Raw genomic sequence first — 21770 nt, forward strand, 5'->3', positions numbered from 1 at the left:
CGCCCCACGAACCACTCACGAGACCGACATCATGAAACTCAAGCCCTTCCTGATCGCTGCCGCCTTCCTCGCCGCCCCGACGGCTTTCGCACAGAGCACGCACGATGCGCACGGCAGCCACGGCGCGCACATGATGGCCGACGCCTCGGCGAAACCGGCCGCGCCGACGGAAGGCACGGTGCGCAAGGTCGACAAGGCCGCCGGCAAGATCACCATCGCCCACGGTCCGCTCGAAAATCTGGGCATGCCATCGATGACGATGGCCTTCCGTGCGGGCGCCCCGGCGATGCTCGACCAGGTCAAGGCCGGCGACAAGATCCGCTTCGTGGCCGAGCGCGTCGACGGCGCGTTCAGCGTCAAGCAGCTGGAAGTCGTGAAGTGACCCGCGGCCTCGCGGCCACCGGCGTTCGCGAGGCGGATCCAGTCGCGCGCGGCCGGCAAGAACAACAACCCTTTAGCGGAGTCCAGACGATGACTTCGTCCCTCATGAGGAAAGGTTCGCGCCCACTGCGCCTCCCCCTCCTCATCGCGGCGCTCGCGTTCTCGGGCGCCGCCGCACACGCCGAGGACGAACCCGGGTCGCTGCCCCGGAGCTTCCCCGTCGCAACCCCCGCGGTGGCCGCCCTGCCCGCCGCGCCCACCCTCGGCGCCGACATCGCCGGCCTGCTCGAACAGGCCCGCGCCAGCAACCCCGGCTTTGCCGCCCAGCGCGCCGAAACCGCGGCCGCGCGCGAACGCACGGACTCGGCCGGCGCCCTGCCCGACCCGAACTTCCAGGTCGAGCTGATGGACTTCACCAACCAGATGCGCGGCGGCGGCACCACCCTCGTCCCGGGCCGCGTCGGCGAAACGCGCTACCGCGTCATCCAGGCGCTCCCCGGCTGGGGCAAGCGCGATCTGCAGACCCGCAGCGCCGCGGCCAAGGCCGAACAGGCCGCCGCCGGGCTGGATGCGGCCTGGCTCGACCTCGCGCTGACGATCAAGCAGGCATGGCTGCGCTACTACGCCGCCGACCGCGAGGCCGCGCTCGCGCGCGAATCCCTCGCGCTCCTCGGCGGACTCGAGGAAGCGACCCTCGCGCGCTACCGCCAGGGGCTCGTCCCGCAGCAGGCAGTGCTGCGCGCCCAGCGCGAGATCACCACCCAGCGCATTGCGCAGGTCGGCATCGGGCAGCGCCGGCGCGGCGCGGCGGCCGCCCTCAACGGCATCCTCGCGCGCTCGCCCGACGCACCGCTCGCCGCACCGGCCGAGCCCGCCGCACTGCCCTCGGCGCTCGACCTCCCCGCCCTGATCGCCCGCGCCCGCGCGGCGAACCCCGCGATCACGGCGGACGAACGCGGCATCGACGCCGCGCGGCTCGAACGCGAACGCACTTTCGCCGACCGCTATCCGGACTACTCGGTCGGCGTGACGAACAACCGCGCGCGCGGCGAGAACCAGACCTGGGACGTGATGTTCGAGGTCATGATCCCGCTGCAGCAGTCGGCACGACGCGCGCGCGAGCGCGAGGCGACGCAGATGCTCGCCGCGGCCGACGCTCGCCGCGAGGCCACCGCCTCCCGCCTCGCCGGCGAACTCGGCAGCGCCTGGTCGACGTTCACCAGCGCGCAGGAAACCCGGCGCCTCATCCGCGGCACGCTGCTGCCGCAGGCGCAAGCCACGCGCGACGCCAGCCGCGCCGCCTTCGAGACCGGCCGCGTCGACTTCGACGCCGTGCTCGAAGCCGAGCGCCAGCTCGTCGACACCCGCACGAGCCTGCTGCAGGCCGAGATCGAAGCCCGCACGGCCCTGTTCGAAATCGAGAAACTGGTCGGAGAAACCCCGTGACAGCCGCCGCACGCCTCACCCTCACCACGCTCGCGGTCGCCGCTGCGCTCGCCGCCGGCTACTTCGCCGGCACCCGCAACGCGGACCACGGCGCCCCCGTGGCCGCCGCCGACGCGAGCCCCGCCACCGCGGCCGCCCCGGGCGGCAAGAAGATCCTCTACTACCGCAACCCGATGGGCCTGCCCGACACCTCGCCGGTGCCGAAGAAGGACTCCATGGGCATGGACTACATCCCGGTGTACGAAGGCGAAGACGCCGGCCCGGACGACACCGGCGCCGTCACCGTGAGCCCCGCGCGCCTGCAGACGCTGGGCGTGCGCACCGCCGCCGCCGAACTGCGCACGCTCGACGAACCGGTGCGCGCGGTCGGACGCGTCGCGATCAACGAACGCAGCGTCGTCGACGTCGCACCGCGCTTCGAAGGCTGGATCGAGCGCCTGCACGTGAACGCCAGCGGCGACCCGGTACGCCGCGGCCAGGCGCTGTTCACCGTCTATAGCCCGGAACTCGTCTCCGCCGGCAGCGAGCTGCAGATCGCCGAACGCCTGCAGCGCGACGCCGCCGCCGACCCGGCCGCGTCCGAGTCGGCGAAGCGCCTCGCCGACGCCACCCGCGCACGCGTGTCGAACTGGCAGATGAAGCTGCCTGATGGTGCGAAGTCGGGCAGCGGCCGCCTCACCTTCACCGCCCCCGCCAACGGCGTCGTCATGGAGAAGAAGGCCGTCGAAGGCATGCGCTTCATGCCGGGCGACGCGCTCTACCGCATCGCCGACCTGTCGACGGTGTGGGTGCTCGCCGACGTCTACGAACGCGACCTCGTGCGCGTGAAGCCGGGGCAGCATGCGGTGGTCACGCTCGACGCCTTCCCTGGACGGACCTTCGACGCCAAGGTCGCCTACCTCTATCCGACCCTCGACGCCGCGACGCGCACCACGCCGATCCGCCTCGAACTCGCGAACCCCGACGGCCTGCTGCGCCCCGGCCTCTTCGCCCACGCCGACGTCAACACCGGCGCCGCCGCACCGACGCTGACGGTGCCGGCCTCGGCGCTGATCGACAGCGGCGAGCGCCAGGTCGTGCTCGTCGCGCAGGACGAAGGCCGCTTCCTGCCCAAGGCCGTCAAGGTCGGCCGCCGCGGCAGCGAGCACATCGAGATCCTCGACGGCGTCGCCGCCGGCGAGCGCGTCGTCGTCTCGGCGAACTTCCTGATCGACGCCGAAAGCAACCTGCGCGCAGCGCTCGCGGGCTTCACCGCCGGCAAGGACGCCGCCGCCGGCGCCGCGCCAAGCTACTCCGCCGAAGGCACGCTCGACGCCATCGACCTCTCCGGCGGCTCGGTCAGCATCACGCACGGCGAGATCCCCGCGCTGAAGTGGCCGCCGATGACGATGGAGTTCGCCCTCGCGTCGCCGGAGGTCGGCAAGCACGTCGCCCCGGGCAGCCCGATCCGCTTCCAGTTCGAGCAGCGCGCACCGGGCGAATTCGCGGTCACGCGCATCGAAGCAGCCGCGCCCGCATCCGCCGGCCACACCGGACACTGAGAGGGACACGGGCATGTTGAACCGCCTCATCGACTGGTCGGCGCGCAACGTCTTCCTCGTGCTGCTCGCGACGCTGTTCGTCAGCGCCGCCGGCGTCTATGCGCTGAAGCACACGCCCGTCGACGCCCTGCCCGATCTCTCCGACGTGCAGGTCATCGTCTACGCCGACTACCCCGGCCAGGCGCCGCAGGTGGTCGAGGACCAGGTCACCTACCCGCTCACGACCGCGCTGCTGGCCGTGCCCAAGGCCAAGGTCGTGCGCGGCTTCTCGATGTTCGGCGCGTCCTACGTGTACGTGATCTTCGAGGACGGCACCGACATCTACTGGGCGCGCTCGCGCGTGCTCGAATACCTCTCGTCCGCTGCCGGCCGCATGCCCGCAGGCGTCGCGCCGCAGATCGGCCCGGACGCCACCGGCGTCGGCTGGGTGTACCAGTATGCGCTGACCGGCAAGGACCGCTCGCTCGCCGAGCTGCGCAGCCTGCAGGACTGGTACGTGCGCTACCAGCTCACCAAGGCCCACGGCGTCGCCGAAGTCGCGAGCCTCGGCGGCTTCGTGCGCGAATACCAGGTCACGGTCGATCCGCACCGCCTCGCGAGCTACGGCATCCCGCTCGACCGCGTCGCGCAGGTCATCCGCGCCTCCAACCGCGACGTCGGCGGCCGCGTCGTCGAACTCGCCGAGACCGAATACATGGTGCGCGGCCGCGGCTACCTGCGGAACGCCGAAGACATCGCCCGGCTCGTCTTGAAGAGCGAAGGCGGCACCCCCGTCCTCGTGCGCGATGTCGCCCGCGTCGAGATGGTCCCCGCCGAGCGCCGCGGCATCGCCGAGCTCAACGGCGAAGGCGAAGTCGCCTCCGGCATCGTCATGGCACGCTTCGGCCAGAACGCGCTCGAAGTCATCGCCAACGTCAAGGCCAAGATGGCCGAGATCGCCTCCGGCCTGCCCGAGGGCACCTCCATCGTCCCCGTCTACGACCGCTCCGCGCTGATCGAACGCGCGATCGCGACGCTCAAGGGCACGCTGCTCGAGGAAAGCCTGATCGTCGCCGCCGTATGCGTGATCTTCCTGATGCACGTGCGCAGCGCGCTGGTCGCGATCATCACGCTGCCGATCGGCATCCTCATCGCCTTCATCGCGATGCGCGCGCTCGGCCTCGGCTCCAACATCATGAGCCTGGGCGGCATCGCGATCGCCATCGGCGCGATGGTCGACGCCGCCATCGTCATGATCGAGAACGCCCACAAGCGCCTCGAACACCTTCCCCACGACGCCCCGCAGTCCGCGCGCGCCGAGGCGATGATCCGCGCCTGCAAGGAAGTCGGCCCGGCGCTGTTCTTCTCGCTGCTGATCATCACCGTCTCCTTCCTGCCCGTGTTCACGCTCGAAGGCCAGGAAGGCCGCATGTTCTCGCCGCTCGCCTTCACCAAGACCTTCGCGATGGCGGGCGCCGCGCTGCTGTCGGTGACGCTCGTGCCGGTGCTGATGATGCTCTTCATCCGCGGCCGCATCATGCCCGAGGCCAGGAACCCGGTGAATCGCGTGCTGATCTGGCTCTACCGCCCGATCATCGCCTGGGTCATGCGCCACCGCTGGCTCACGCTGGTTGCCGCGGCGCTCTCGATGGCGATCACGGTCTTCCCCGCGAGCCGCATCGGCTCGGAGTTCATGCCCACGCTCAACGAAGGCACGCTGCTCTACATGCCCGCGTCGCTCCCGGGCATGTCGGTCACCAAGGCCGGCGAGCTCTTGCAGACCACCGACCGCATCATCAAGACCTTCCCCGAAGTCGAATCGGTGTACGGCAAGGCCGGCCGCGCCAACAGCGCCACCGACCCCGCCCCGCTCGAGATGTTCGAGACCGTCGTCAACCTCAAGCCGCAATCCGAATGGCGCCCCGGCATGACCACCGACAAGCTCATCGCCGAGATGGACGCCGCGCTCAAGTTCCCCGGCGTCGCCAACTCCTGGACCATGCCGATCAAGGCGCGCCTCGACATGCTCTCGACCGGCATCCGTACGCCGATCGGCGTCAAGGTCTTCGGCAAGGACCTCGCCACCATCGAACGCCTCGCGCGCGAAGTCGAAGCCGTCGTGCGCGAAGTCCCCGGCACCACCAGCGCCTACGCCGAGCGCGTCACCGGCGGCTTCTACCTCGACATCGTCCCCGACCGCGCCCAGCTCGCGCGCTACGGCATCACCGTCGACGACTTCCAGATGGTCGTCGCCACCGCCCTCGGCGGCGACCCGGTCACCACCACCGTCGAAGGCCTCGAACGCTACACCGTCGCCGTGCGCTACCCGCGCGACCTGCGCGACGACCCGCGCCGCATCGCCGCCGAAGTCTTCGTGCCGCTGCCCGCCGGCGGCAACCTCCCGCTCGGCCAGCTCGCCAAGGTCACGCTCGCCAAGGGTGCCCCCGGCATCCGCACCGAGAACGCGCTGCTCACCGCCTATGTGTACGTCGACATCCGCGACCGCGACATCGGCTCCTACGTCGCCGACGCGCGCCGCGCGGTCACCGAGAAAGTCGCCTTCCCGCCCGGCTACTACGCCACCTGGTCGGGCCAGTTCGAATACATGGAGCGCGCCAAGGAAAAGCTCGCCGTGGTCGTCCCGCTCACGCTCGCGATCATCTTCGTGCTCCTCTACCTCAACTTCCGCCGCCTCACGGAAACGCTGATCGTCATGCTGTCGGTGCCCTTCGCGCTCGTCGGCGGCATCTGGCTGATGTGGTGGCTCGGCTACAACATCAGCGTCGCCGTCGGCGTCGGCTTCATCGCGCTCGCCGGCGTCGCCGCCGAGACCGGCGTCGTCATGCTGATCTACCTCGACCACGCGTGGGAAGAAATCAAGGCGCAACGCCTCGCCGAAGGCCGCGAGCCCGACGCCGGCGACCTCTACCACGCCATCATGGAAGGCGCGGTCGAACGCGTCCGCCCCAAGATGATGACCGTCGTCGCCATCATCGCCGGCCTGCTCCCCATCATGTGGGGCAGCGGCACCGGCTCCGAGGTCATGAGCCGCATCGCCGCGCCGATGGTCGGCGGGATGCTGTCTTCCACGGTGCTGACACTGGGAGTGATTCCGGCGATCTATGCGCTGGTGAAGGAATGGCGGCTGAAGCGGGGGTTGGAGACCTCATCGACGCCAATCACCGGAGACATTCAGCCGGTTTGAGCGACGGGTTTCGCTCGTGCTTGCACCCAATGTTTATCTAAGCCAACATGAACACACACATTGTTCATGGAGGCTTTCATGCGCACAAATACCCCCACCGTACCCGGCGCCCCGCGCAAGCCCGCAAACGTTTCACTTCCGGAAGCACTGTTATCGGAAGCCAAGGCGCTTCGCATCAACGTTTCCCAAGCGGCCGAAGCGGGCCTCGCTCGTGCGGTCCTGGAGCGCCGCGCTGAACTCTGGAAGGCCGAAAATCGCGAGGCATTGGAAAGCTCGAACGAGTTCGTCGAGCAACACGGCTTGCCGCTGGCGCGCTACCGGGGCTTCTGATGGCGCGCTTTGACGTGTACCGCAACCCCGAAGGCGACGGCTACCTCGTCGATCTCCAGGCTAACCTGCTCGATCATCTCAATACCCGTATCGTCGCGCCGCTGCTCCCCGTTGACCGGGCGCCGAAACCGGCGGCGACGCTGAATCCGGTGTTGAATATGGGCAGCGAGCAAGTGGTCATGCTGACGCAGTTCATGGCCGCCGTACCTTCGCAGATCCTGAAGAGCCCCGTCGCGCGGATCGACTCCTGCCGCGCCGAAATCACCGCGGCGGTCGATCTGCTGTTCCAGGGCTTCTGATTCCGTCCCTCCCGCGACTGCAGATCGAACGGCACTCATCCGTCGAGCACATCCCCGTACTCCAGCACCACGTCTGGCACCTACGTGAGGTGCCACCATGATGACTCTCCGTGAACCGTCTTGACACTGAAAATGTAGTCACGATGCGGCCACACGCCGGATGCAGACAGGACGGCAATCCAAGGCACATGCGGCAGCGTGTGACATTGTCAAACCTTGACAGCGCCGTTGGCGCCCCCTGTCGCGGCTTGACGCAAATTGTGACAATTTTCACGGAAGCAGTCGGCGGGGACATCAGGCCCGCGAGGCCGGCAATGGCAATATCCATTTGTTTTTGCATGCGTTTCGCGATCTTCGCGCTCGGCATGCGCGCTTTTCTGGGAAGCTGGCACAGCGGTTGCATTAGGAATACCAAGCGGATTTTCCGCGGTTTCCATCAAGGAGAGCATCATGAAAAAGGTTCAACAAGGCTTTACCCTGATCGAACTGATGATCGTTGTGGCGATTATCGGTATTTTGGCGGCGGTGGCGCTGCCGGCGTATCAGGATTACACGGTCAAGGCCAAGGTTTCGGAAGCGGCCTCGATGACCGCCGCTGCACGCACTGCGGCAACCGTGATGTTCAACGAAGGTACCTTGACCGCCAGCGCCACCAACGCCGACTTCGGCCTGAATGCGACGGCAGCCAACGTTAGCAGCAAGTATGTCGAATCTGTGACAGCGGTAGGCACTGGGACAACCGGAGCCACCATCACGGTCGTGTTGCGGGCCACCGGCAACACCGACGTCGATGGAAAGAACGTCGTTTATACGATCACTTGCGCGTCGGATACCAAATGTCAGACTGCGGTTACCGGCTCCGTTCCGGCGAAATTCCTGCCGAAAACCTAATTACACTTGATCGGCCAAGCATTGTGAAATGCCGCGGGGTTCCAGACCCTGCGGCATTTTTTCATGTCTTCGGCTCTGACAGCGGTGTTACATCCGCACTACAGTTTCACGAAGCGGAGATAATCTCTTCAGGACGTGTCCCAACGTCCCGACGCCGCACCAAATCAAGAGCTTCGCTATGGGAACCCCCGCCCTCTGGACTACGTTCTGGTCGATCCTTGCAGCCACTGCATGGCTGCTGCCCAATCACACCCTCCCCTGGACTTCGTTTCATTCAGAAGCCTGGATGGCCATATTGATATGCCTCCTGCTTCCGTTCGCGGTGGTGATGTGCCCCCGCCGTTTCACCCTCGACCATTTCTCGTTGCTCATTGCGCTCGCGGCAACCATCCCGGCTGTTCAATATGCATTAGGCAAAATCCCGAATTTTGGGCATGCGTGGATCAACAGCCTCTATGTAATTGGTTTCCTGAGCGCAGTGCTGGTCGGGCGCTTCTGGGAGGCCTCCCGCCCCCGTGAATTGATCGATATGCTCTGCTTGGCCTTTGGAGCGGCTAGCCTGCTATCAGTACTGCTTCAAGCCTACCAGTGGTTTGAACTCGACGGACTTGGCATATGGTTGGCCGACTCTGATTCCGCCAGACCCTCAGGCAATCTCGGGCAACCGAACCACCTGGCAACATTGCTACTCTGGGGTTTGATTGCGACGTTCTGGGCAACGCTTCGCCGGCAGATTGGCACCCTCACGGCGGTCGTAACAGCTCTGATTCTCCTGTTTGGCCTTGCGCTGACGAACTCGCGTACAGCCTGGATTGCGGTCGGTCTGATCATCCTCTCTACATGGTGGTGGCGCGCGCTTTGGATCGAAAGAAAAACGCCATGGGTTGTTAGCGCACTGGGACTGTACTTTGCCGCATGCGTCGCTGCCGTCAGTTTATTGGCCCCGAACGCACTTAATCGCATCCCTGGCCTTAGCAACGCGTCGCCGGATTTACGCCTCTCCGCGTGGTCACTATTGATCGACGCCATTCTGCAAAGCCCGCTCACGGGATACGGGTGGAACCAGACCGCCACGGCTCATCTGAACGCCTCACTGCAACATTCAGCCCTACATGTCACGTTCCCATACGCTCATAACATCGTTCTGGACTTACTTGTTTGGTGTGGAATTCCGGTCGGAATTATTCTGATTTTCGGGCTACTTAAATGGCTCTGGAATTGGTTTCGCAGCATTCAGGACCCACTTGGTGCCGTCACCTTCCTTTTCCTGTTGGCATTCGTAAACCACTCGATGCTGGAGTACCCATTCTCCTATGCATATTTTTTACTCCCGGCCGGCCTTCTTATCGGCACAGCACACCACCAGAGCAGGGGTGAAGCCTCGGGATTGTCCGTCGGACGATTCTCGTTTTTCGCGGTATCGATACTCAGTATCGGGATGCTCGCCATCACGGTGACCGACTATCTGCGAGTCGAAAAGAGCTACACAATTTTAAGAATGGAATGGGCAGGCTTCTTTCTGGAAGAAAACCCGCAGCCGCCACAGACTCGTGCGTTAAATCAGCTTCAAAATGCGGTCACCGCTGCGCGGGTTGTCCCACGAGCACAAATGAGCGACGTCGAGTTGCAAGACCTCAGAACTGCTGTTCTCCAAATGCACAAGCCCATCTATTTCAGAAAATTCGCGCAAGCGCTCACACTGAATGGTCGCCCTGCGGATGGTAGAGCCTGGCTCGAGCGAATGTGCAGCGTCGAAACAGAGAGAAACTGCAAAAAGGCGATGGATGAAATCAATCAAGCATCCCCGGCTGATCGATAGATTTCAGGAAACAATCACACGCAGTACCGCCGCATTTATGTCGCACGACGACACAACCAATGCGGCGCAAGCTTCAACCCTGACACCGTAAGAACTTGTTACTTCACGTGCAAAGAAACTTTAATTTCCGGATGATGTTGCACTAGGAAACCATCGGAATCCCTCTCGGCAGGCCCGTTTGCGGGCCGGACGATCAATCGTCGGCCGGAGGCCTCCCAATCCCGCCGGGCTCGGCAAATGCACAGGAGAAGCACCATGATGTTTCGTCTCAAGCGGCATGCGCTTTCAGCGCTCATGATCGTGGCCCTCGGCGGCTCGACGGCCGTCGCGCTGGCACAATCCACCTCGAACGACCTCAATCAGGCGGCGGTCACTTTCGACCGGACCGCCAGTGCCGCGCCGACGCGCGCCGCCGAGAGCATGGCCAAGGATTTTTCCCCGCTCGTGGGCAGCGAACCGGAAGCGTTGGCCCTGATCCAGGGCCTGCGCACCGGCACGGCAGTGGTTCTGCAACCGGAGAACGCCGGAACCCCCGAGACCGAACTCGTTACGGTAACGCCGACCGCACCGATGGGCTACGGCAACGTGTTCATCACCTTGGCGCTCGCGCAGGCGAGCCTCACCCAGGCCGGCATCACCAACCCGACGTCCGCAGAGCTTGCGGCCGCCCTCACGGGCGGAACGATCGTGATCAACGGCCAGGCAACGAATTTCCAGGGGATCATGACGATGCGCGCGGCCGGCATGGGCTGGGGGAAGATCGCGCAGGAAAACGGCTTCAAGCTCGGCCGCGTCATCAGTGCAATAAAGTCGGGTAACGAGCGCGTGGCGCAATCGATCAAGCGCGACGCACGTGCCGAACGCAGCGCGAGCAAGGCGGAGAAGACCGAACGGCGGGGGCAGAGTGACGTCGCCGCACGCGGGGAGCGCGCGGAACGCGCCGAGAAGCTGGAACGCCCGTCCCGTCCGGAGAAGGTGGAACGTGTCGAGCGTGTAGAACGCGTGGAACGTCCCGAACGGCCGGAGCGCCCGGAAAGGGTCGAGCGGCCGGAAAAAGTGGAGCGCCCCAGCCGTTGATGTGCCGCGGCGCGCACGAGGAATAAGACCGAAGGAAATCTGTTCCGTCTCCTTCGGCCGGCGTACGTACGCGCCACCCTGCTTCCTTGACCGAACTGAAACGCCGAGGCTAATATATGACCATATTGGTCACAATGAGAACATGATGCGTCAAGTGCAGATAGCGCACGCCAAAGCCCATCTTTCTGCCCTGCTTGAACTTGTTGAAGCCGGCGAGGAAATTGTCATTGCGCGCCGTGGCAAGGCGGTTGCGCGGCTGGTACCTGAACAGCGGGTTTTGCGCAGCGCTGCCGACGTACTCCGCGAGGTCTGGGCGCAGGGTGGCCTGGACATCGATAGCCCGGCCGAACTGCCCCTTGATGCACACCAAATCGATCTCGACTGAATGCGCTACCTGCTCGACACCAATGTCGTGATCGCGCTAAGCAAGGGAGTTCCAGCCGTCGTTGGGAGGCTCGAAAACTGCGCAGCCACCGATATCGCACTCTCCCCGATCGTGATGTCGGAAATCGAATACGGCATTGCGAAAAGCAAGCGTCAGGAGCATAACCGGCGGATTTTCGATGCGATCATGGGCGGGTTCCCCGTTGTACCGTTCGATGCAGCCGCCGCAAGACACTATGGTTCGCTGCGGGCGGAACTGGAATCCGCCGGGAAGATCATCGGCGCCAACGACATGCTCATCGCCGCACAAGCACTGGCGCTTGGCTCCGTGCTGGTAACCGACAATGTCCGCGAATTCTCGCGCATCGACGGACTGCTGGTGGAAAACTGGCTACGTTAGCTGAACAACAAAGGACGCCAAGAAGCTGGAACGCCCGTCCCGTCCGGAGAAGGTGGAACGCGTCGAGCGTGTAGAACGAGTGGAACGTCCCGAACGGCCGGAGCGCCCGGAAGGGTCGAGCGGCCTGAAAAAGTGGAGCGTCCCAGCCGTTGATGTACCGTGGCGCGCACGCGGAACAAGTCCGAAGGAAACTCATTTTGTCTCCTTCGACGGGCGGACGTGCGCGCCCATGATTCGAACCACCGCCTGTCAAAACGCGATCGCAACCATCGGCACGACGGCGGAGGCTACTCCATCCCCCACTTCTGCAGCCGGTAGCGCAACTGCCTGAGCGTCATTCCCAGCCGGCGCGCGGCCTCCGAGCGGTTCCAGCGCGTATCCTCGAGCATACGCAGTATGCGGAGGCGCTCGTCGTCGGTCGCATCGTCGGAGTCGTCGTCCCCATCCGGCGGCGCTTGCGTCGCATTCCCGAACGCCGCGGCGGAAATCGGCCGGGGGATGCCCTCGACAGGATGGAGGTCGATGTCGCCGGTGCCGATCTCGTCGCCGTCGCATAGCGCGCAGGCGCGCTCGAGCAGGTTTTCCAGTTCGCGGACGTTGCCCGGAAACGGATGGCCACGCAGTGCCGCCGCGGCCTCGGGCGAGAGGCGGTGTGGCGGCACACGGTCGCGCTCGGCGAGCCTTGCGAGGACATGTGCGGCAAGCGTGGAGATGTCCTCGGGCCGCTCGCGCAGCGGCGGCACGCGCAGGGTGATGACGTTGATGCGGAAATAGAGGTCCTGGCGGAACTTGCCTTCGGCGACGAGCTGCGCGAGGTCGCGGTGCGAGGCGGAGAGGATGCGCACATCGACCGACTCTTCGGCGTGGGCGCCGACCGGGCGGACGGCGCGCTCCTGGATCGCACGCAGCAATTTCACCTGCATCGCGAGCGGCAAGTCGGCGACTTCGTCGAGGAACAGGGTGCCGCCGCGCGCGGCCTGAAAGAGGCCATCCTTGTCGAACACGGCGCCGGTGAAGGCGCCCTTGCGGTGGCCGAAAAACTCGCTTTCCATGAGTTCGGGCGGAATCGCGCCGCAGTTCACCGGCACGAAGGGCGCGGCGGCGCGCGGGCCGAGTTCGTGGATCAGGCGCGCGATGACTTCCTTGCCGGTGCCGGATTCGCCCTGGATGAAAACGGGCGCCTGGTTGCGCGCGAGCTTGGCGATCTGGGTGCGCAGGTGTTCGAGGGCGGGCGAGTTGCCGATGAGCGTGCGTGTGCCGTTGCTGCCGCCCGGCGCGGGCGCGGCGGGCGTCTGGAGCTTGAGGGCGTGATTGACGAGTTCGCGCAAGGCCTTGAGTTCGACCGGCTTGGTGACGAAATCGAAAGCGCCGCATTTCAGCGCGCGGATCGCGGTTTCGATGCTGCCGAAGGCGGTGATCACCGCGACCGGCAGCCCGGGCGCGTGCGACTGGATGTGCGCGACGAGCTCCAGCCCGTCGCCGTCGGGCAGCCGCATGTCGGTGAGGCACAGGCGATAGGTCTTTTCGGCGAGCAGGCGGCGCGCTTCCTCGACGGTGCCGGCGGTGTCGCAGGCGAGGCCCATGCGTAGCAGCGAGAGTTCCAGAACTTCGCGGATGTCCTCCTCGTCGTCGACGACGAGGACGTCGACACCGGCGGGGCGGCTGCGTCGTTCGGATGTGTTCATGGCTGACTCCGTCCGGTGAGCACGAAATGGGCGCCGGGCGCATTGTCGCGCAATTCGAGCGTCGCGCCGTTGGCTTCGGCGAGTTCGCGGGAGATGTAGAGGCCGAGCCCGGTGCCCTTGGGGTGCGTCGTGAAGAAGGGTTCGAACATGCGCGGGAGGTCCGATTCGGCGATGCCGGGGCCGTCGTCGCTGACATGCACGGCTGTTCGTCCACCCGGCTCGACGCTGGCGAGCACGCGCACCGAACCGGGACCGCCGGAGCAGTAACGCCGCGCGTTGGCGATCAGGTTGTCGAGGATCTGGTGCATATGCGCACGGTCGATCGCGAAGGTGGCGTCGTCGGGGATGTCGATCGCGAAGATTGCGCGCTCGGCCCCGCCGCGCAGCGCGAATTCGTCGATCAGGCCGCCAGCGAAGGACGCCAGCGGCAGCGCCTCGGGCAAGGTTTCGTCGCGGCGCCCCAGGGCGAGAACGTCCCGGATCATGCGTTCGATCCGACGGGAGTTGTCATTGATGATGCGCACGAGCCGCAGCTGGACTTCGCCGCGTTTTTCTTCGGTCAGCAACTCTGCAGCCTGGGTGACGGCGGAGAGCGGGTTGCGGATCTCGTGCGCCATGCTGGCCGTGAGGCGCCCCAGCGCGGCCAGCTTGAGCTGCTGGATATGGGTCTGGATTTCCTCGAAATCGGTGAGATAGAGCACCGTTTCGCCCCCCGCGGCGCCGGGATCTTCGTCGTGCGCGCCGATGGCACGGCAGCGCAGGAGCTTGCCCGCCGGACCGAGGCGGCGCAGGCTGCCGTCGGGCCCGGCGCAGCAGGCGGGGACGTCGGCGAACGCTTCGTCGATGTGGCGCAGGCGCAGGCCATCCACGCTCATCAGCCCGAGCAGCTCGGCCGCGCGCGGATTGGCCTGGCGAACGATGCCGTCGGCGTCGACCACCAGGACGCCGTCCTGCATGTCGCGGATGATGCGCTCATTGACCGCCTGCTGCTTGACGAGCGCCTCGCCGCGCTGCACCGCGAGCGATTCGTTCGCCTTGGCGCGCAACGCGAGGAAGCGCGCCGTGATCGCGATGCCGAAGAAGGCGGTGCAGACGAACGCGACCTGCAGGAAGTCCGCCGCCCGCCCGCCGGCGACCAGGCGCCAGACGTTCTCCGCCAGGACGGCGACCGTCGCGAGCGCCGCGTAGAACAGCACCATGCGCCCTTCGGCGACGAGGCCCGCACCGGCGAGCACCACCATCATCAGCACCGGCAGGCCGCTGCGGTAGCCGCCGCTGGCCCACATCATCACGGTCAGGACGGCGATGTCGATGACGGCCTGGACGGTGATGACGCGGTCGATGCCGAAACGCCGCGCCGCATCGGGGAAGCCGAGCGCCAGCACGGCGGCAAGATAGGCGAAGGCCGCCGCGTTGAAGACCTTGGGGGCGTCCGCGCCGAGATTGAGCTCGAGCCCCGCGACGAGGAACAACCCCGCGAGGATCAGGCGAAAGAGGTTCAGGTAGCGCAGCGGCCCCCGGCGCGCCAGGTTGCGTCTCTCGTCCGCATCGGCGTGCATCCTCAGGATTCCCGGCGCTGTACGCCCAGACGGCGGTGCTCCTCGCAGCAGAAGAACCGGTCGCCGTCGCGCACGCCCTCGCTCTCGGGCACGTGGATGCCACAGTGGTCGCAGCCGACCATGCGCTCGGGCGAATTGCCGCGGCCCGCACCGCGCCCCCTGCCCGCCGTGTCGCTCCCGTCGTTCGGGCGATTCAGGGCGCGGCGCACCCACCAGATGCCGATCAGGACGAGGACGAATAAGAGCAGGTTGCGCACGATGGACGATGTAGGCGGTATATCAGCCGCAGCAGTTTAGCACGTGCCGGTGTCACACCTGCCGCAGGCGCTCGCACGCGGCCGCGAGCGTCGCCTCGTTCTTCGCGAAGCAGAAGCGGATCACGCGCTCGTCGCGGCCGTCGGCGAAGAAGGCCGACACGGGGATCGCCGCGACGCCCGTCTCGCGCGTGAGCCGCTGCACAAAAGCGGTGTCGGCCTCGTCGGAGATTGCGCCGTAGCGCGCGAGCTGGAAATAGGTGCCGGACGAAGGCAGCAGCTCGAAGCGTGAACCGGCGAGCGCCGTGCGGAAGAAGTCGCGTTTGGCCTCGTAGAAGGCCGCGAGCTGCTCATGGCGTGCCGCATCCGCCATGTAGTCGGCGAGTGCGAGCTGCACCGGCGTATTCACCGTGAACACGTTGAACTGATGCACCTTGCGGAACTCCGCCATCAGCTCGCGTGGCCCGACGACGTAGCCGACTTTCCAGCCGGTGATGTGATAGGTCTTGCCGAAGCTCGACACGATCAGGCTGCGCGCGGCAAGTTCGGGGTAGCGGGCACAGCTCTCGTGGCGCAGGCCGTCGAAGACGATGTGCTCATAGACTTCGTCCGACACGATCACGATGCCGGTGCCGTGCGTCAGCGCCGCCAGCCGCGCCATGTCGCCCGCGGTCCACACGGTCGCGGTCGGGTTGTGCGGGCTGTTGATCATGATCATGCGCGTGCGCGGCGTGATCGCCTCGGCCACCGCGCCCCAGTCCGGCCGATAGTCGGGCGCCGTCAACTGCATGCGCACGACGCGCCCGCCCTGCAGCTCGATCGCGGGCGCGTAGGAATCGTACACGGGCTCGAACACGATGACCTCGTCGCCCGGATGCACCAGTGCCGCGATCGCCGTGAACAGCGCCTGCGTCGCACCGGCCGTCACGGTGATCTCGGCTTCGGCGTCGTATTCCGCCCCATACAGCGCGGAGATCTTTTGCTTGATCGCCTCGCGCAGCGGCGCAACGCCGCCCATCGGCGCGTACTGGTTGTGCCCGGCGCGCATCCAGTGCGCGACGCGCTCGAACAGCACGTCCTCGGCGTTGAAGTCCGGGAAGCCCTGCGACAGGTTGATCGCTCCGCACTCGTGCGCGAGGCGCGACATCACGGTGAAGATCGTCGTGCCGACATGCGGCAGGCGGGATTCGAACGGGGCGGGGAAATGCGGCATGGCAGCGGGCTCTTGTTCGGCGGATCGGAGCATTCTGGCAGAGCAGCGATCCATGACGAAACTCCTTCGCACATGTCGCCACCGATGCTCACCCGTGCCGGAGCCTTCGTCCGCCGGGCTGTCGTGAGCGCCGGAGCGGAACGGGGTGCGGGGGAAACAAGGCGACGCATGTCTGAGCCGGCGCAGCCGGCGAGTTTGCGTCGCCGCCCCCGCGCGCCGTTCCGCTCCGGGCAGCCGCAGGCCGCGAGCGTCTGCCCGGCGGACGAAGGCTCCGGCACGCCGCCGACAGTTCCGCCACCTCAAACAGCGGCTCCACGACCACGGCAACGCAGCGCGGCCCACAGTCGCACCGCCCGCCCGGTTAAAATACCCTGATGTTTACCCAGCCCATTCCCACGATCCGCCGCGACGGCGACGCAGTCGTGATCCTCGACCAGACCCTGCTGCCGCACGTGTGCGAGCTGCGCCGCCTGAGCACGCTCGACGAAGTCGCGACGGCCATCCATTCGATGCAGGTGCGCGGCGCTCCGCTCATCGGCGCGACCGCCGCGTATGGCGTCGCGATCGCGCTCGCCACCGATGCCAGTGACGCGCGCCTCGACCTTGCACTGGCGACCCTCGCCGCAACGCGCCCGACCGCCGTGAACCTGCACTGGGCCCTCGGCCGGATGCGCGAACGCCTGCGCCCGCTTCCCGCCGCCGAACGTCCCACGGCGGCATGGCGCGAAGCCGAGGCGATCCACCGCGACGACGCCGAAATGTGCTCGGCGATCGGAGCGCACGGCTACACGATCCTCGAGCGCCTGGCCGCCGGACTCGACCGCCCGCTGCGCGTGATGACCCACTGCAACGCCGGCTGGCTCGCGACCTGCGGCGCCGGCACCGCGCTCGCCCCGGTGTACGAGGCGCAAGCACGCGGCCTCGCCGTCGAGCTGTGGGTCAGCGAGACGCGCCCGCGCAACCAGGGCCTCCTTACCGCGTGGGAACTGCGCGAAGCCGGCGTGCCGCTGCGCCTCATCGCCGACAACGCGGCCGGCATCCTGCTCGCGCGCGGCGCGGTCGACGTCGTGATCACCGGCGCCGACCGCGTCGCCGCCAACGGCGACGCGGCGAACAAGGTCGGCACCTACCTCAAGGCGCTCGCCGCGCGCGCGCATGGCGTGCCCTTCTACATCGCCGCGCCGTTCTCCACCGTCGATTTCGGCTGCGCCGACGGCAGCGCGATCCCGATCGAGGACCGCGGCGCGGCCGAAGTATGCACGGTGCTCGGGCAGGACACTGACGGCGCAGTGAAGACGCTGCGCCTCGCGCCCGCAACCACGGCCGCGGCCAACCCCGCGTTCGACGTGACGCCCGCCGGCTGCATCACCGGCCTCATCACCGAGCGCGGCGTGTGCGCGCCAGACCGGCTGCGCGACCTGTATCCGGAAGCGGCGCGATGAGCCTGTCCGTCGACCGCCGGCTTCGCGAGCATCTCCTCGCGACCGCGCACGCGATGAGCGCCGCCGGGCTCAACACCGGCACCGCGGGCAACGTCAGCGTGCGCATAGCCGGCGGCATGCTGATCACGCCCAGCGGCATGCCGCCCGCATCGTGCTCGCCGGACGACATGGTGATCGTCGCCGGGGACGGCACGGCCACGGGACGCCTCGCGCCGTCGAGCGAATGGCGCTTCCACCATGACCTCTACGCGCGGCGGCCGGAAGCCGGCGCGATCCTGCACGCGCACGCGCCATTCGCGACCTCGCTCGCGTGCCAGCGCATCGAGATCCCGCCCTTCCACTACATGATCGCGCGCTTCGGCGGCAACACCGTGCGCTGCGCGCGCTACGCGACCTTCGGCACGCAGGCGCTGTCGGACCACATCCTCGCCGCGATGGAGGGCCGCTCGGCCTGCCTGATGGCGAACCACGGCATGCTGGTGTTCGGGCGCGATCTCGACAACGCGCTCGATCTCGCGATCGAATTCGAGACGCTGTGCGAACAGTACTGGCGCACGCGCCAGCTCGGCGAGCCGGTAGTGCTGTCGGATGCGGAGATGGCGGAGGTGGTGGAGCGCTTCCGCTGGTACGGCAAGCCGCGGGCGGCGTAGAGACACAGGCCGTAGGGCGGAAAGCGTAGCGCCTTCCGCCGCATGTCGGTTGCGCGTGAAGCGCATGCGGCGGATAACGCTTCGGCTCATCCGCCCCACGGACGCGCTACGGGTTGGCGAGGGAGAGTAGCGCCAGCAAGGCGATCACCACGAACAGCAGCACCCCGCCCGCAAACCGCAGCCAGCGTACCCAGCGCCACGTGCGCGCGGCCTTGTCGCCGAGCACGTCGGCGACATAGGCGCCGACGAGGCCCGAGACCGGATCGTCACTCACCGCCGCGCCCGGATGCACGCTCCAGCACGCGCAACAGGCTGGACGTGTCGTCGTGCGCGCCGCCCTGCGCCATCAACGCATTGAGCTGCTGCCACACCTGCGCCGCAACCGGCAGCGGCGTGCCGAGGCGCGCCGCCTCGTCCATCAGGATGCCGAAATCCTTGTGATGCAGACGCGCCTCGATGCCGGCCGCGAAGTCGCGCCGGATCATGCGGTCACCCATGAGGTCGAGCATGCGCGACGACGCCGAGCCGCCCATCAGGGCTTCGCGCACTTTCCCCGCATCGACGCCATGCGCCTGCGCGAGCAGCATCGCCTCGGCGCAGGCCTGGATCGCCGCGACCATGATCATCTGGTTGCACGCCTTGGCGACCTCGCCGGCACCGTTGTCGCCGACATGCACGATCGCGCGCGTGAAACAGGCGAGCAGCGGACGCACGCGCTCCAGCACGGCCGCGTCGCCGCCGACCATCATCGCGACGGTGCCGGCCTCCGCCGCGACCGAGCCGCCCGACACCGGCGCGTCGAGCATCGCGGCCCCGCGTGTGGCGAGCGCGGCGGCGATGCGGCGCGTCGTGCCGGGCGCGATCGTGCTCATGTCGATATGCACCCAACCCGGCCGCGCCCCTTCGACGAAGCCACCTTCGCCCAGTGCGACGCGCTCGACGTCCTCGCTGGTCGTGATGATCGTGAAGGCGACGTCCGTTGCCGTGGCGAGCGCGGCCGGCGTCGCATGCACGACCGCGTCCGTGCCCGCGAAGGGCGCGACGCTGTCCGGCCGGCGCGCCCACAGGTGCAGCCGATGGCCCGCGCGCTGCAGGTGCTGCGCCATCGGGCGCCCCATCGCGCCCAGTCCGACGAACCCGACCTCCATCAGTCCTGCCCCTCGCCGCCGCTCATGCGTTCGAGGAGTTTCAGCATCGCGATCGAGTCGTTCTCGCCCAGCCCGCTGCCGACCATCGCGTTGAGCATCTGCGCGGTCGCGGCCGACGTAGGCAGCGAAAGGCCGAGGCGATGCGCCTCTTCCATCACGATGCGCAGGTCCTTCTGGTGCATCCACGCCTTGAAGCCGGGCTTGAAGTTGCGGTCGAGCATGCGCTGGCCGTGGTTCTCCAGCACGCGCGAATAGGCGAAGCCGCCGAGGAGCGCCTCGCGCACCTTCGCCGCATCCACGCCGCTTTTCTGCGCGAAATTCATCGCCTCGGCCACCGCCGCGACGCCGACGCCGGTGAGGATCTGGTTGCACGCCTTGGCGACCTGGCCGGCCCCGCTCGCACCGATCAGCGACACGGTCTTGCCCATCGCCTCGAAGAGCGGCTTCACGCGCTCGAACGCGGCTGCGTCGCCGCCCACCATGATCGTGAGGTTCGCGTTGATCGCGCCGATCTCGCCGCCCGACACCGGCGCATCCAGCATCTCGATGCCGCGCGCCTTGAGCTTGGCGGCGATGGCCTGCGCCGCCGCCGGGGCGATGGTGCTCATGTCGACGAAGATCAGGCCGGGACGCGCGCCGTCGGCGACGCCCTGCGGCCCCAGCGCGACGTGCTCGACGTCGGGCGCATCCGCGACCATGCTGATGACAACCTCGACGCGCGACGCGAGCTCGGCCGCACTCGCGCAATCGCCCGCGCCCGCGTCGAGCAGCGGCTGCATCGACTCGCGCCGGCGACTCCACACCTGCACCTTGTGCCCGGACTTCATCAGGTTCAGCGCCATCGGGCGCCCCATCAGGCCGAGGCCGATGAATCCGACTTCCATTTCGATTCTCCTGTGGCTGGAACGCGCATCGCGACGCATAATCGTCGCCATGACCTACGCCCCCATCATCAAGGAAATCGGCCGTGGCGCCAAGGGCGCGCGCGACCTCGACGCCGTGCAGGCGGAGCAGCTGTTCGGCGACATGCTGGACGGCAAGGTGCCGGACCTGGAGCTCGGCGCGATCATCGTGTCGCTGCGCCTCAAGAGCGAGTCGCGCGACGAGCTCCTCGGCTTCAAGCGCGCGATGGACGCCCGCTGCCCGCAGCTCGCGGTGCCGCCCGGCCCGCGCTGCGTGATCCTGCCGACCTACAACGGCGCACGCCGTCAGGCCAACCTGATGCCGCTCGTCGCCTTGCTGCTCGCGCGCGCAGGCGTGCCGGTGCTGATCCAGGGGCGGCACGACTTCGAGTCGCGCGTGAGCCCGTTCGAACTGCTCGCGGCACTCGACATCCACCCGGCGCTCGGCATCGGCGACGCGCACCGCGAACTCGCCGAAAAGCGCATCGCCTGCTTGCGCCTCGACGAGCTGCTGCCCGGACTCGATCGCCTGCTGAGCCTGCGCCTGCGCCTCGGCGTACGCGGCAGCGGCCACACGATGGCGAAGCTTGTGGATCCGTGCCTCGGGCGCAGCGTGCGCGTCGTCGCGGTCACGCACCCGGAGTACCTCGAGCGCATGCACGAATTCCTCGTCGCGGACGGCGGGCGCGCGATGCTGATGCGCGGGACCGAAGGCGAGGCCTACGCAAACCCGCGCCGGCGACCGGCGATGCAGGTGTTCCGCGATGGCGTCGCGGAGCTCGGCTGGCCCGCGGAGGAAGGGGGCGCCCCGCCGCTGGAAGGGCTGCCCGACGCACCGGGCGTGGAAGAGAATGCGGCGCTGATCCGGGCGATGCTCGCCGGCAAGGTGCCGGTGCCGCAGCCGGTGCTCGACCAGGCCGCACTGCTGGTGCGGCTCGCGAACAAGGCCTGAGTCCTTTAAACCCCGGCAACGCAATAACCGTTCGGGCCGAGCCTGTCGAAGCCCTGCCCATTCCCTTCGACGGGCTCAGGGCGAACGGCGGGTTTGGAGCGCGGCCTCGATGGGAATCTGCGCCCGACAGGGGAGACCTCAACCACGGCGAGAGCTCAGGGAGGGGAAACTCCCGCCGTAGCTAAAGCCTCTCCTGTCGGGCGCAGGAGCGGT

Annotated in this window: 21 protein-coding genes; 14 read left to right on the forward strand and 7 right to left on the reverse strand. The window is 67.3% G+C overall.

What is annotated here, in order from left to right; genetic code table 11:
- Positions 1-31 precede the first annotated feature (31 nt).
- From GPA22_RS16530 to GPA22_RS16580, 11 genes are all read left to right on the forward strand, one after another.
- Positions 32-382, forward strand: a complete 351-nt coding sequence (locus tag GPA22_RS16530) for a copper-binding protein (RefSeq protein WP_169257157.1) — start codon at positions 32-34, stop codon at positions 380-382.
- An 89-nt stretch (positions 383-471) separates the two neighbouring features.
- Positions 472-1827 carry a TolC family protein gene (locus GPA22_RS16535; protein ID WP_169257158.1) on the forward strand — a complete coding sequence of 452 codons (1356 nt, stop codon included), beginning with the start codon at positions 472-474 and terminating at the stop codon, positions 1825-1827.
- The gene (locus GPA22_RS16540) at positions 1824-3368 is read left to right on the forward strand and encodes an efflux RND transporter periplasmic adaptor subunit (RefSeq protein ID WP_169257159.1); all 1545 of its coding nucleotides are present in this window, start codon (positions 1824-1826) and stop codon (positions 3366-3368) included. The genes GPA22_RS16535 and GPA22_RS16540 overlap by 4 nt, the downstream gene beginning before the upstream one ends.
- A 13-nt stretch (positions 3369-3381) precedes the next feature.
- On the forward strand, positions 3382-6552 hold the full coding sequence (locus GPA22_RS16545) for an efflux RND transporter permease subunit (RefSeq protein WP_169257160.1): 3171 nt from the start codon (positions 3382-3384) through the stop codon (positions 6550-6552).
- A gap of 78 nt (positions 6553-6630) precedes the next feature.
- Positions 6631-6882 (forward strand): type II toxin-antitoxin system CcdA family antitoxin, encoded by a 252-nt coding sequence (locus GPA22_RS16550; protein WP_169257161.1) that lies wholly within the window; start codon positions 6631-6633, stop codon positions 6880-6882.
- Positions 6882-7181: a CcdB family protein gene (locus tag GPA22_RS16555; protein WP_169257162.1), complete on the forward strand. Its 300-nt coding sequence runs from the start codon at positions 6882-6884 to the stop codon at positions 7179-7181. The genes GPA22_RS16550 and GPA22_RS16555 overlap by 1 nt, the downstream gene beginning before the upstream one ends.
- A 450-nt stretch (positions 7182-7631) precedes the next feature.
- On the forward strand, positions 7632-8072 hold the full coding sequence (locus tag GPA22_RS16560) for a pilin (protein ID WP_169257163.1): 441 nt from the start codon (positions 7632-7634) through the stop codon (positions 8070-8072).
- A 286-nt stretch (positions 8073-8358) separates the two neighbouring features.
- Positions 8359-9891: a PglL family O-oligosaccharyltransferase gene (locus GPA22_RS16565; protein WP_169257164.1), complete on the forward strand. Its 1533-nt coding sequence runs from the start codon at positions 8359-8361 to the stop codon at positions 9889-9891.
- Positions 9892-10149: 258 nt separating this feature from the next.
- Complete coding sequence (locus GPA22_RS16570; RefSeq protein WP_211169174.1) at positions 10150-10968, forward strand: hypothetical protein; 819 nt, start codon at positions 10150-10152, stop codon at positions 10966-10968.
- A 142-nt stretch (positions 10969-11110) separates the two neighbouring features.
- The gene (locus GPA22_RS16575) at positions 11111-11353 is read left to right on the forward strand and encodes a type II toxin-antitoxin system Phd/YefM family antitoxin (RefSeq protein WP_246264459.1); all 243 of its coding nucleotides are present in this window, start codon (positions 11111-11113) and stop codon (positions 11351-11353) included.
- A complete protein-coding gene (locus tag GPA22_RS16580; protein ID WP_169257166.1) occupies positions 11354-11752 on the forward strand; it encodes a type II toxin-antitoxin system VapC family toxin in 399 nt (132 codons plus the stop codon).
- A gap of 287 nt (positions 11753-12039) precedes the next feature.
- Here GPA22_RS16580 and GPA22_RS16585 read toward each other — a convergent pair whose 3' ends face one another.
- The 4 genes from GPA22_RS16585 to GPA22_RS16600 are packed head-to-tail and all read right to left on the reverse strand — an operon-like array spanning position 12040 to position 16463.
- Entirely contained in the window at positions 12040-13437 is a 1398-nt protein-coding gene (locus GPA22_RS16585) for a sigma-54-dependent transcriptional regulator (RefSeq protein WP_169257167.1), read from the reverse strand.
- Positions 13434-14996 carry a sensor histidine kinase gene (locus GPA22_RS16590; protein WP_169257168.1) on the reverse strand — a complete coding sequence of 521 codons (1563 nt, stop codon included), beginning with the start codon at positions 14994-14996 and terminating at the stop codon, positions 13434-13436. Before GPA22_RS16590 ends, GPA22_RS16585 begins: the two co-directional genes overlap by 4 nt.
- 2 nt (positions 14997-14998) lie before the next feature.
- Positions 14999-15253: a PP0621 family protein gene (locus GPA22_RS16595; protein ID WP_169257169.1), complete on the reverse strand. Its 255-nt coding sequence runs from the start codon at positions 15251-15253 to the stop codon at positions 14999-15001.
- Between the two features lie 52 nt (positions 15254-15305).
- A complete protein-coding gene (locus GPA22_RS16600; RefSeq protein WP_169257170.1) occupies positions 15306-16463 on the reverse strand; it encodes a pyridoxal phosphate-dependent aminotransferase in 1158 nt (385 codons plus the stop codon).
- 374 nt (positions 16464-16837) lie between these two features.
- Between GPA22_RS16600 and mtnA the strand changes: the two genes are divergently transcribed.
- Both mtnA and GPA22_RS16610 read left to right on the forward strand, forming a co-directional pair.
- The gene (gene mtnA / locus GPA22_RS16605; protein WP_169257171.1) at positions 16838-17905 is read left to right on the forward strand and encodes an S-methyl-5-thioribose-1-phosphate isomerase; all 1068 of its coding nucleotides are present in this window, start codon (positions 16838-16840) and stop codon (positions 17903-17905) included.
- Positions 17902-18555, forward strand: a complete 654-nt coding sequence (locus tag GPA22_RS16610; RefSeq protein ID WP_169257172.1) for a class II aldolase/adducin family protein — start codon at positions 17902-17904, stop codon at positions 18553-18555. Before mtnA ends, GPA22_RS16610 begins: the two co-directional genes overlap by 4 nt.
- A gap of 106 nt (positions 18556-18661) precedes the next feature.
- Here the strand turns inward: GPA22_RS16610 and GPA22_RS16615 are convergent, their stop codons facing one another.
- Genes GPA22_RS16615 through GPA22_RS16625 form a run of 3 tightly spaced genes read right to left on the reverse strand, consistent with a single transcriptional unit; the run spans position 18662 to position 20587 of the window.
- The gene (locus tag GPA22_RS16615; RefSeq protein WP_169257173.1) at positions 18662-18829 is read right to left on the reverse strand and encodes a hypothetical protein; all 168 of its coding nucleotides are present in this window, start codon (positions 18827-18829) and stop codon (positions 18662-18664) included.
- Positions 18822-19703 carry an NAD(P)-dependent oxidoreductase gene (locus GPA22_RS16620; protein WP_169257174.1) on the reverse strand — a complete coding sequence of 294 codons (882 nt, stop codon included), beginning with the start codon at positions 19701-19703 and terminating at the stop codon, positions 18822-18824. Before GPA22_RS16620 ends, GPA22_RS16615 begins: the two co-directional genes overlap by 8 nt.
- Positions 19703-20587, reverse strand: a complete 885-nt coding sequence (locus GPA22_RS16625; protein WP_169257175.1) for a 2-hydroxy-3-oxopropionate reductase — start codon at positions 20585-20587, stop codon at positions 19703-19705. Before GPA22_RS16625 ends, GPA22_RS16620 begins: the two co-directional genes overlap by 1 nt.
- 49 nt (positions 20588-20636) lie before the next feature.
- Between GPA22_RS16625 and ybiB the strand changes: the two genes are divergently transcribed.
- Positions 20637-21557 (forward strand): DNA-binding protein YbiB, encoded by a 921-nt coding sequence (gene ybiB, locus GPA22_RS16630; protein WP_169257176.1) that lies wholly within the window; start codon positions 20637-20639, stop codon positions 21555-21557.
- The last annotated feature ends 213 nt before the right edge of the window (positions 21558-21770 follow it).

It is taken from the genome of Aromatoleum toluvorans, assembly GCF_012910905.1.
Classification (GTDB): domain Bacteria; phylum Pseudomonadota; class Gammaproteobacteria; order Burkholderiales; family Rhodocyclaceae; genus Aromatoleum; species Aromatoleum toluvorans.

Coding starts and splice junctions, on each gene's coding strand:
- GPA22_RS16530 (WP_169257157.1), top strand. CDS start 32: ATGAAACTCAAGCCCTTCCTGATCGCTGCCGCCTTCCTCGCCGCCCCG.
- GPA22_RS16535 (WP_169257158.1), top strand. CDS start 472: ATGACTTCGTCCCTCATGAGGAAAGGTTCGCGCCCACTGCGCCTCCCC.
- GPA22_RS16545 (WP_169257160.1), top strand. CDS start 3,382: ATGTTGAACCGCCTCATCGACTGGTCGGCGCGCAACGTCTTCCTCGTG.
- GPA22_RS16550 (WP_169257161.1), top strand. CDS start 6,631: ATGCGCACAAATACCCCCACCGTACCCGGCGCCCCGCGCAAGCCCGCA.
- GPA22_RS16555 (WP_169257162.1), top strand. CDS start 6,882: ATGGCGCGCTTTGACGTGTACCGCAACCCCGAAGGCGACGGCTACCTC.
- GPA22_RS16560 (WP_169257163.1), top strand. CDS start 7,632: ATGAAAAAGGTTCAACAAGGCTTTACCCTGATCGAACTGATGATCGTT.
- GPA22_RS16565 (WP_169257164.1), top strand. CDS start 8,359: ATGGCCATATTGATATGCCTCCTGCTTCCGTTCGCGGTGGTGATGTGC.
- GPA22_RS16570 (WP_211169174.1), top strand. CDS start 10,150: ATGTTTCGTCTCAAGCGGCATGCGCTTTCAGCGCTCATGATCGTGGCC.
- GPA22_RS16575 (WP_246264459.1), top strand. CDS start 11,111: ATGATGCGTCAAGTGCAGATAGCGCACGCCAAAGCCCATCTTTCTGCC.
- GPA22_RS16580 (WP_169257166.1), top strand. CDS start 11,354: ATGCGCTACCTGCTCGACACCAATGTCGTGATCGCGCTAAGCAAGGGA.
- GPA22_RS16585 (WP_169257167.1), bottom strand. CDS start 13,437: ATGAACACATCCGAACGACGCAGCCGCCCCGCCGGTGTCGACGTCCTC.
- GPA22_RS16590 (WP_169257168.1), bottom strand. CDS start 14,996: ATGCACGCCGATGCGGACGAGAGACGCAACCTGGCGCGCCGGGGGCCG.
- GPA22_RS16600 (WP_169257170.1), bottom strand. CDS start 16,463: ATGCCGCATTTCCCCGCCCCGTTCGAATCCCGCCTGCCGCATGTCGGC.
- mtnA (WP_169257171.1), top strand. CDS start 16,838: ATGTTTACCCAGCCCATTCCCACGATCCGCCGCGACGGCGACGCAGTC.
- GPA22_RS16610 (WP_169257172.1), top strand. CDS start 17,902: ATGAGCCTGTCCGTCGACCGCCGGCTTCGCGAGCATCTCCTCGCGACC.
- GPA22_RS16620 (WP_169257174.1), bottom strand. CDS start 19,703: ATGGAGGTCGGGTTCGTCGGACTGGGCGCGATGGGGCGCCCGATGGCG.
- GPA22_RS16625 (WP_169257175.1), bottom strand. CDS start 20,587: ATGGAAGTCGGATTCATCGGCCTCGGCCTGATGGGGCGCCCGATGGCG.
- ybiB (WP_169257176.1), top strand. CDS start 20,637: ATGACCTACGCCCCCATCATCAAGGAAATCGGCCGTGGCGCCAAGGGC.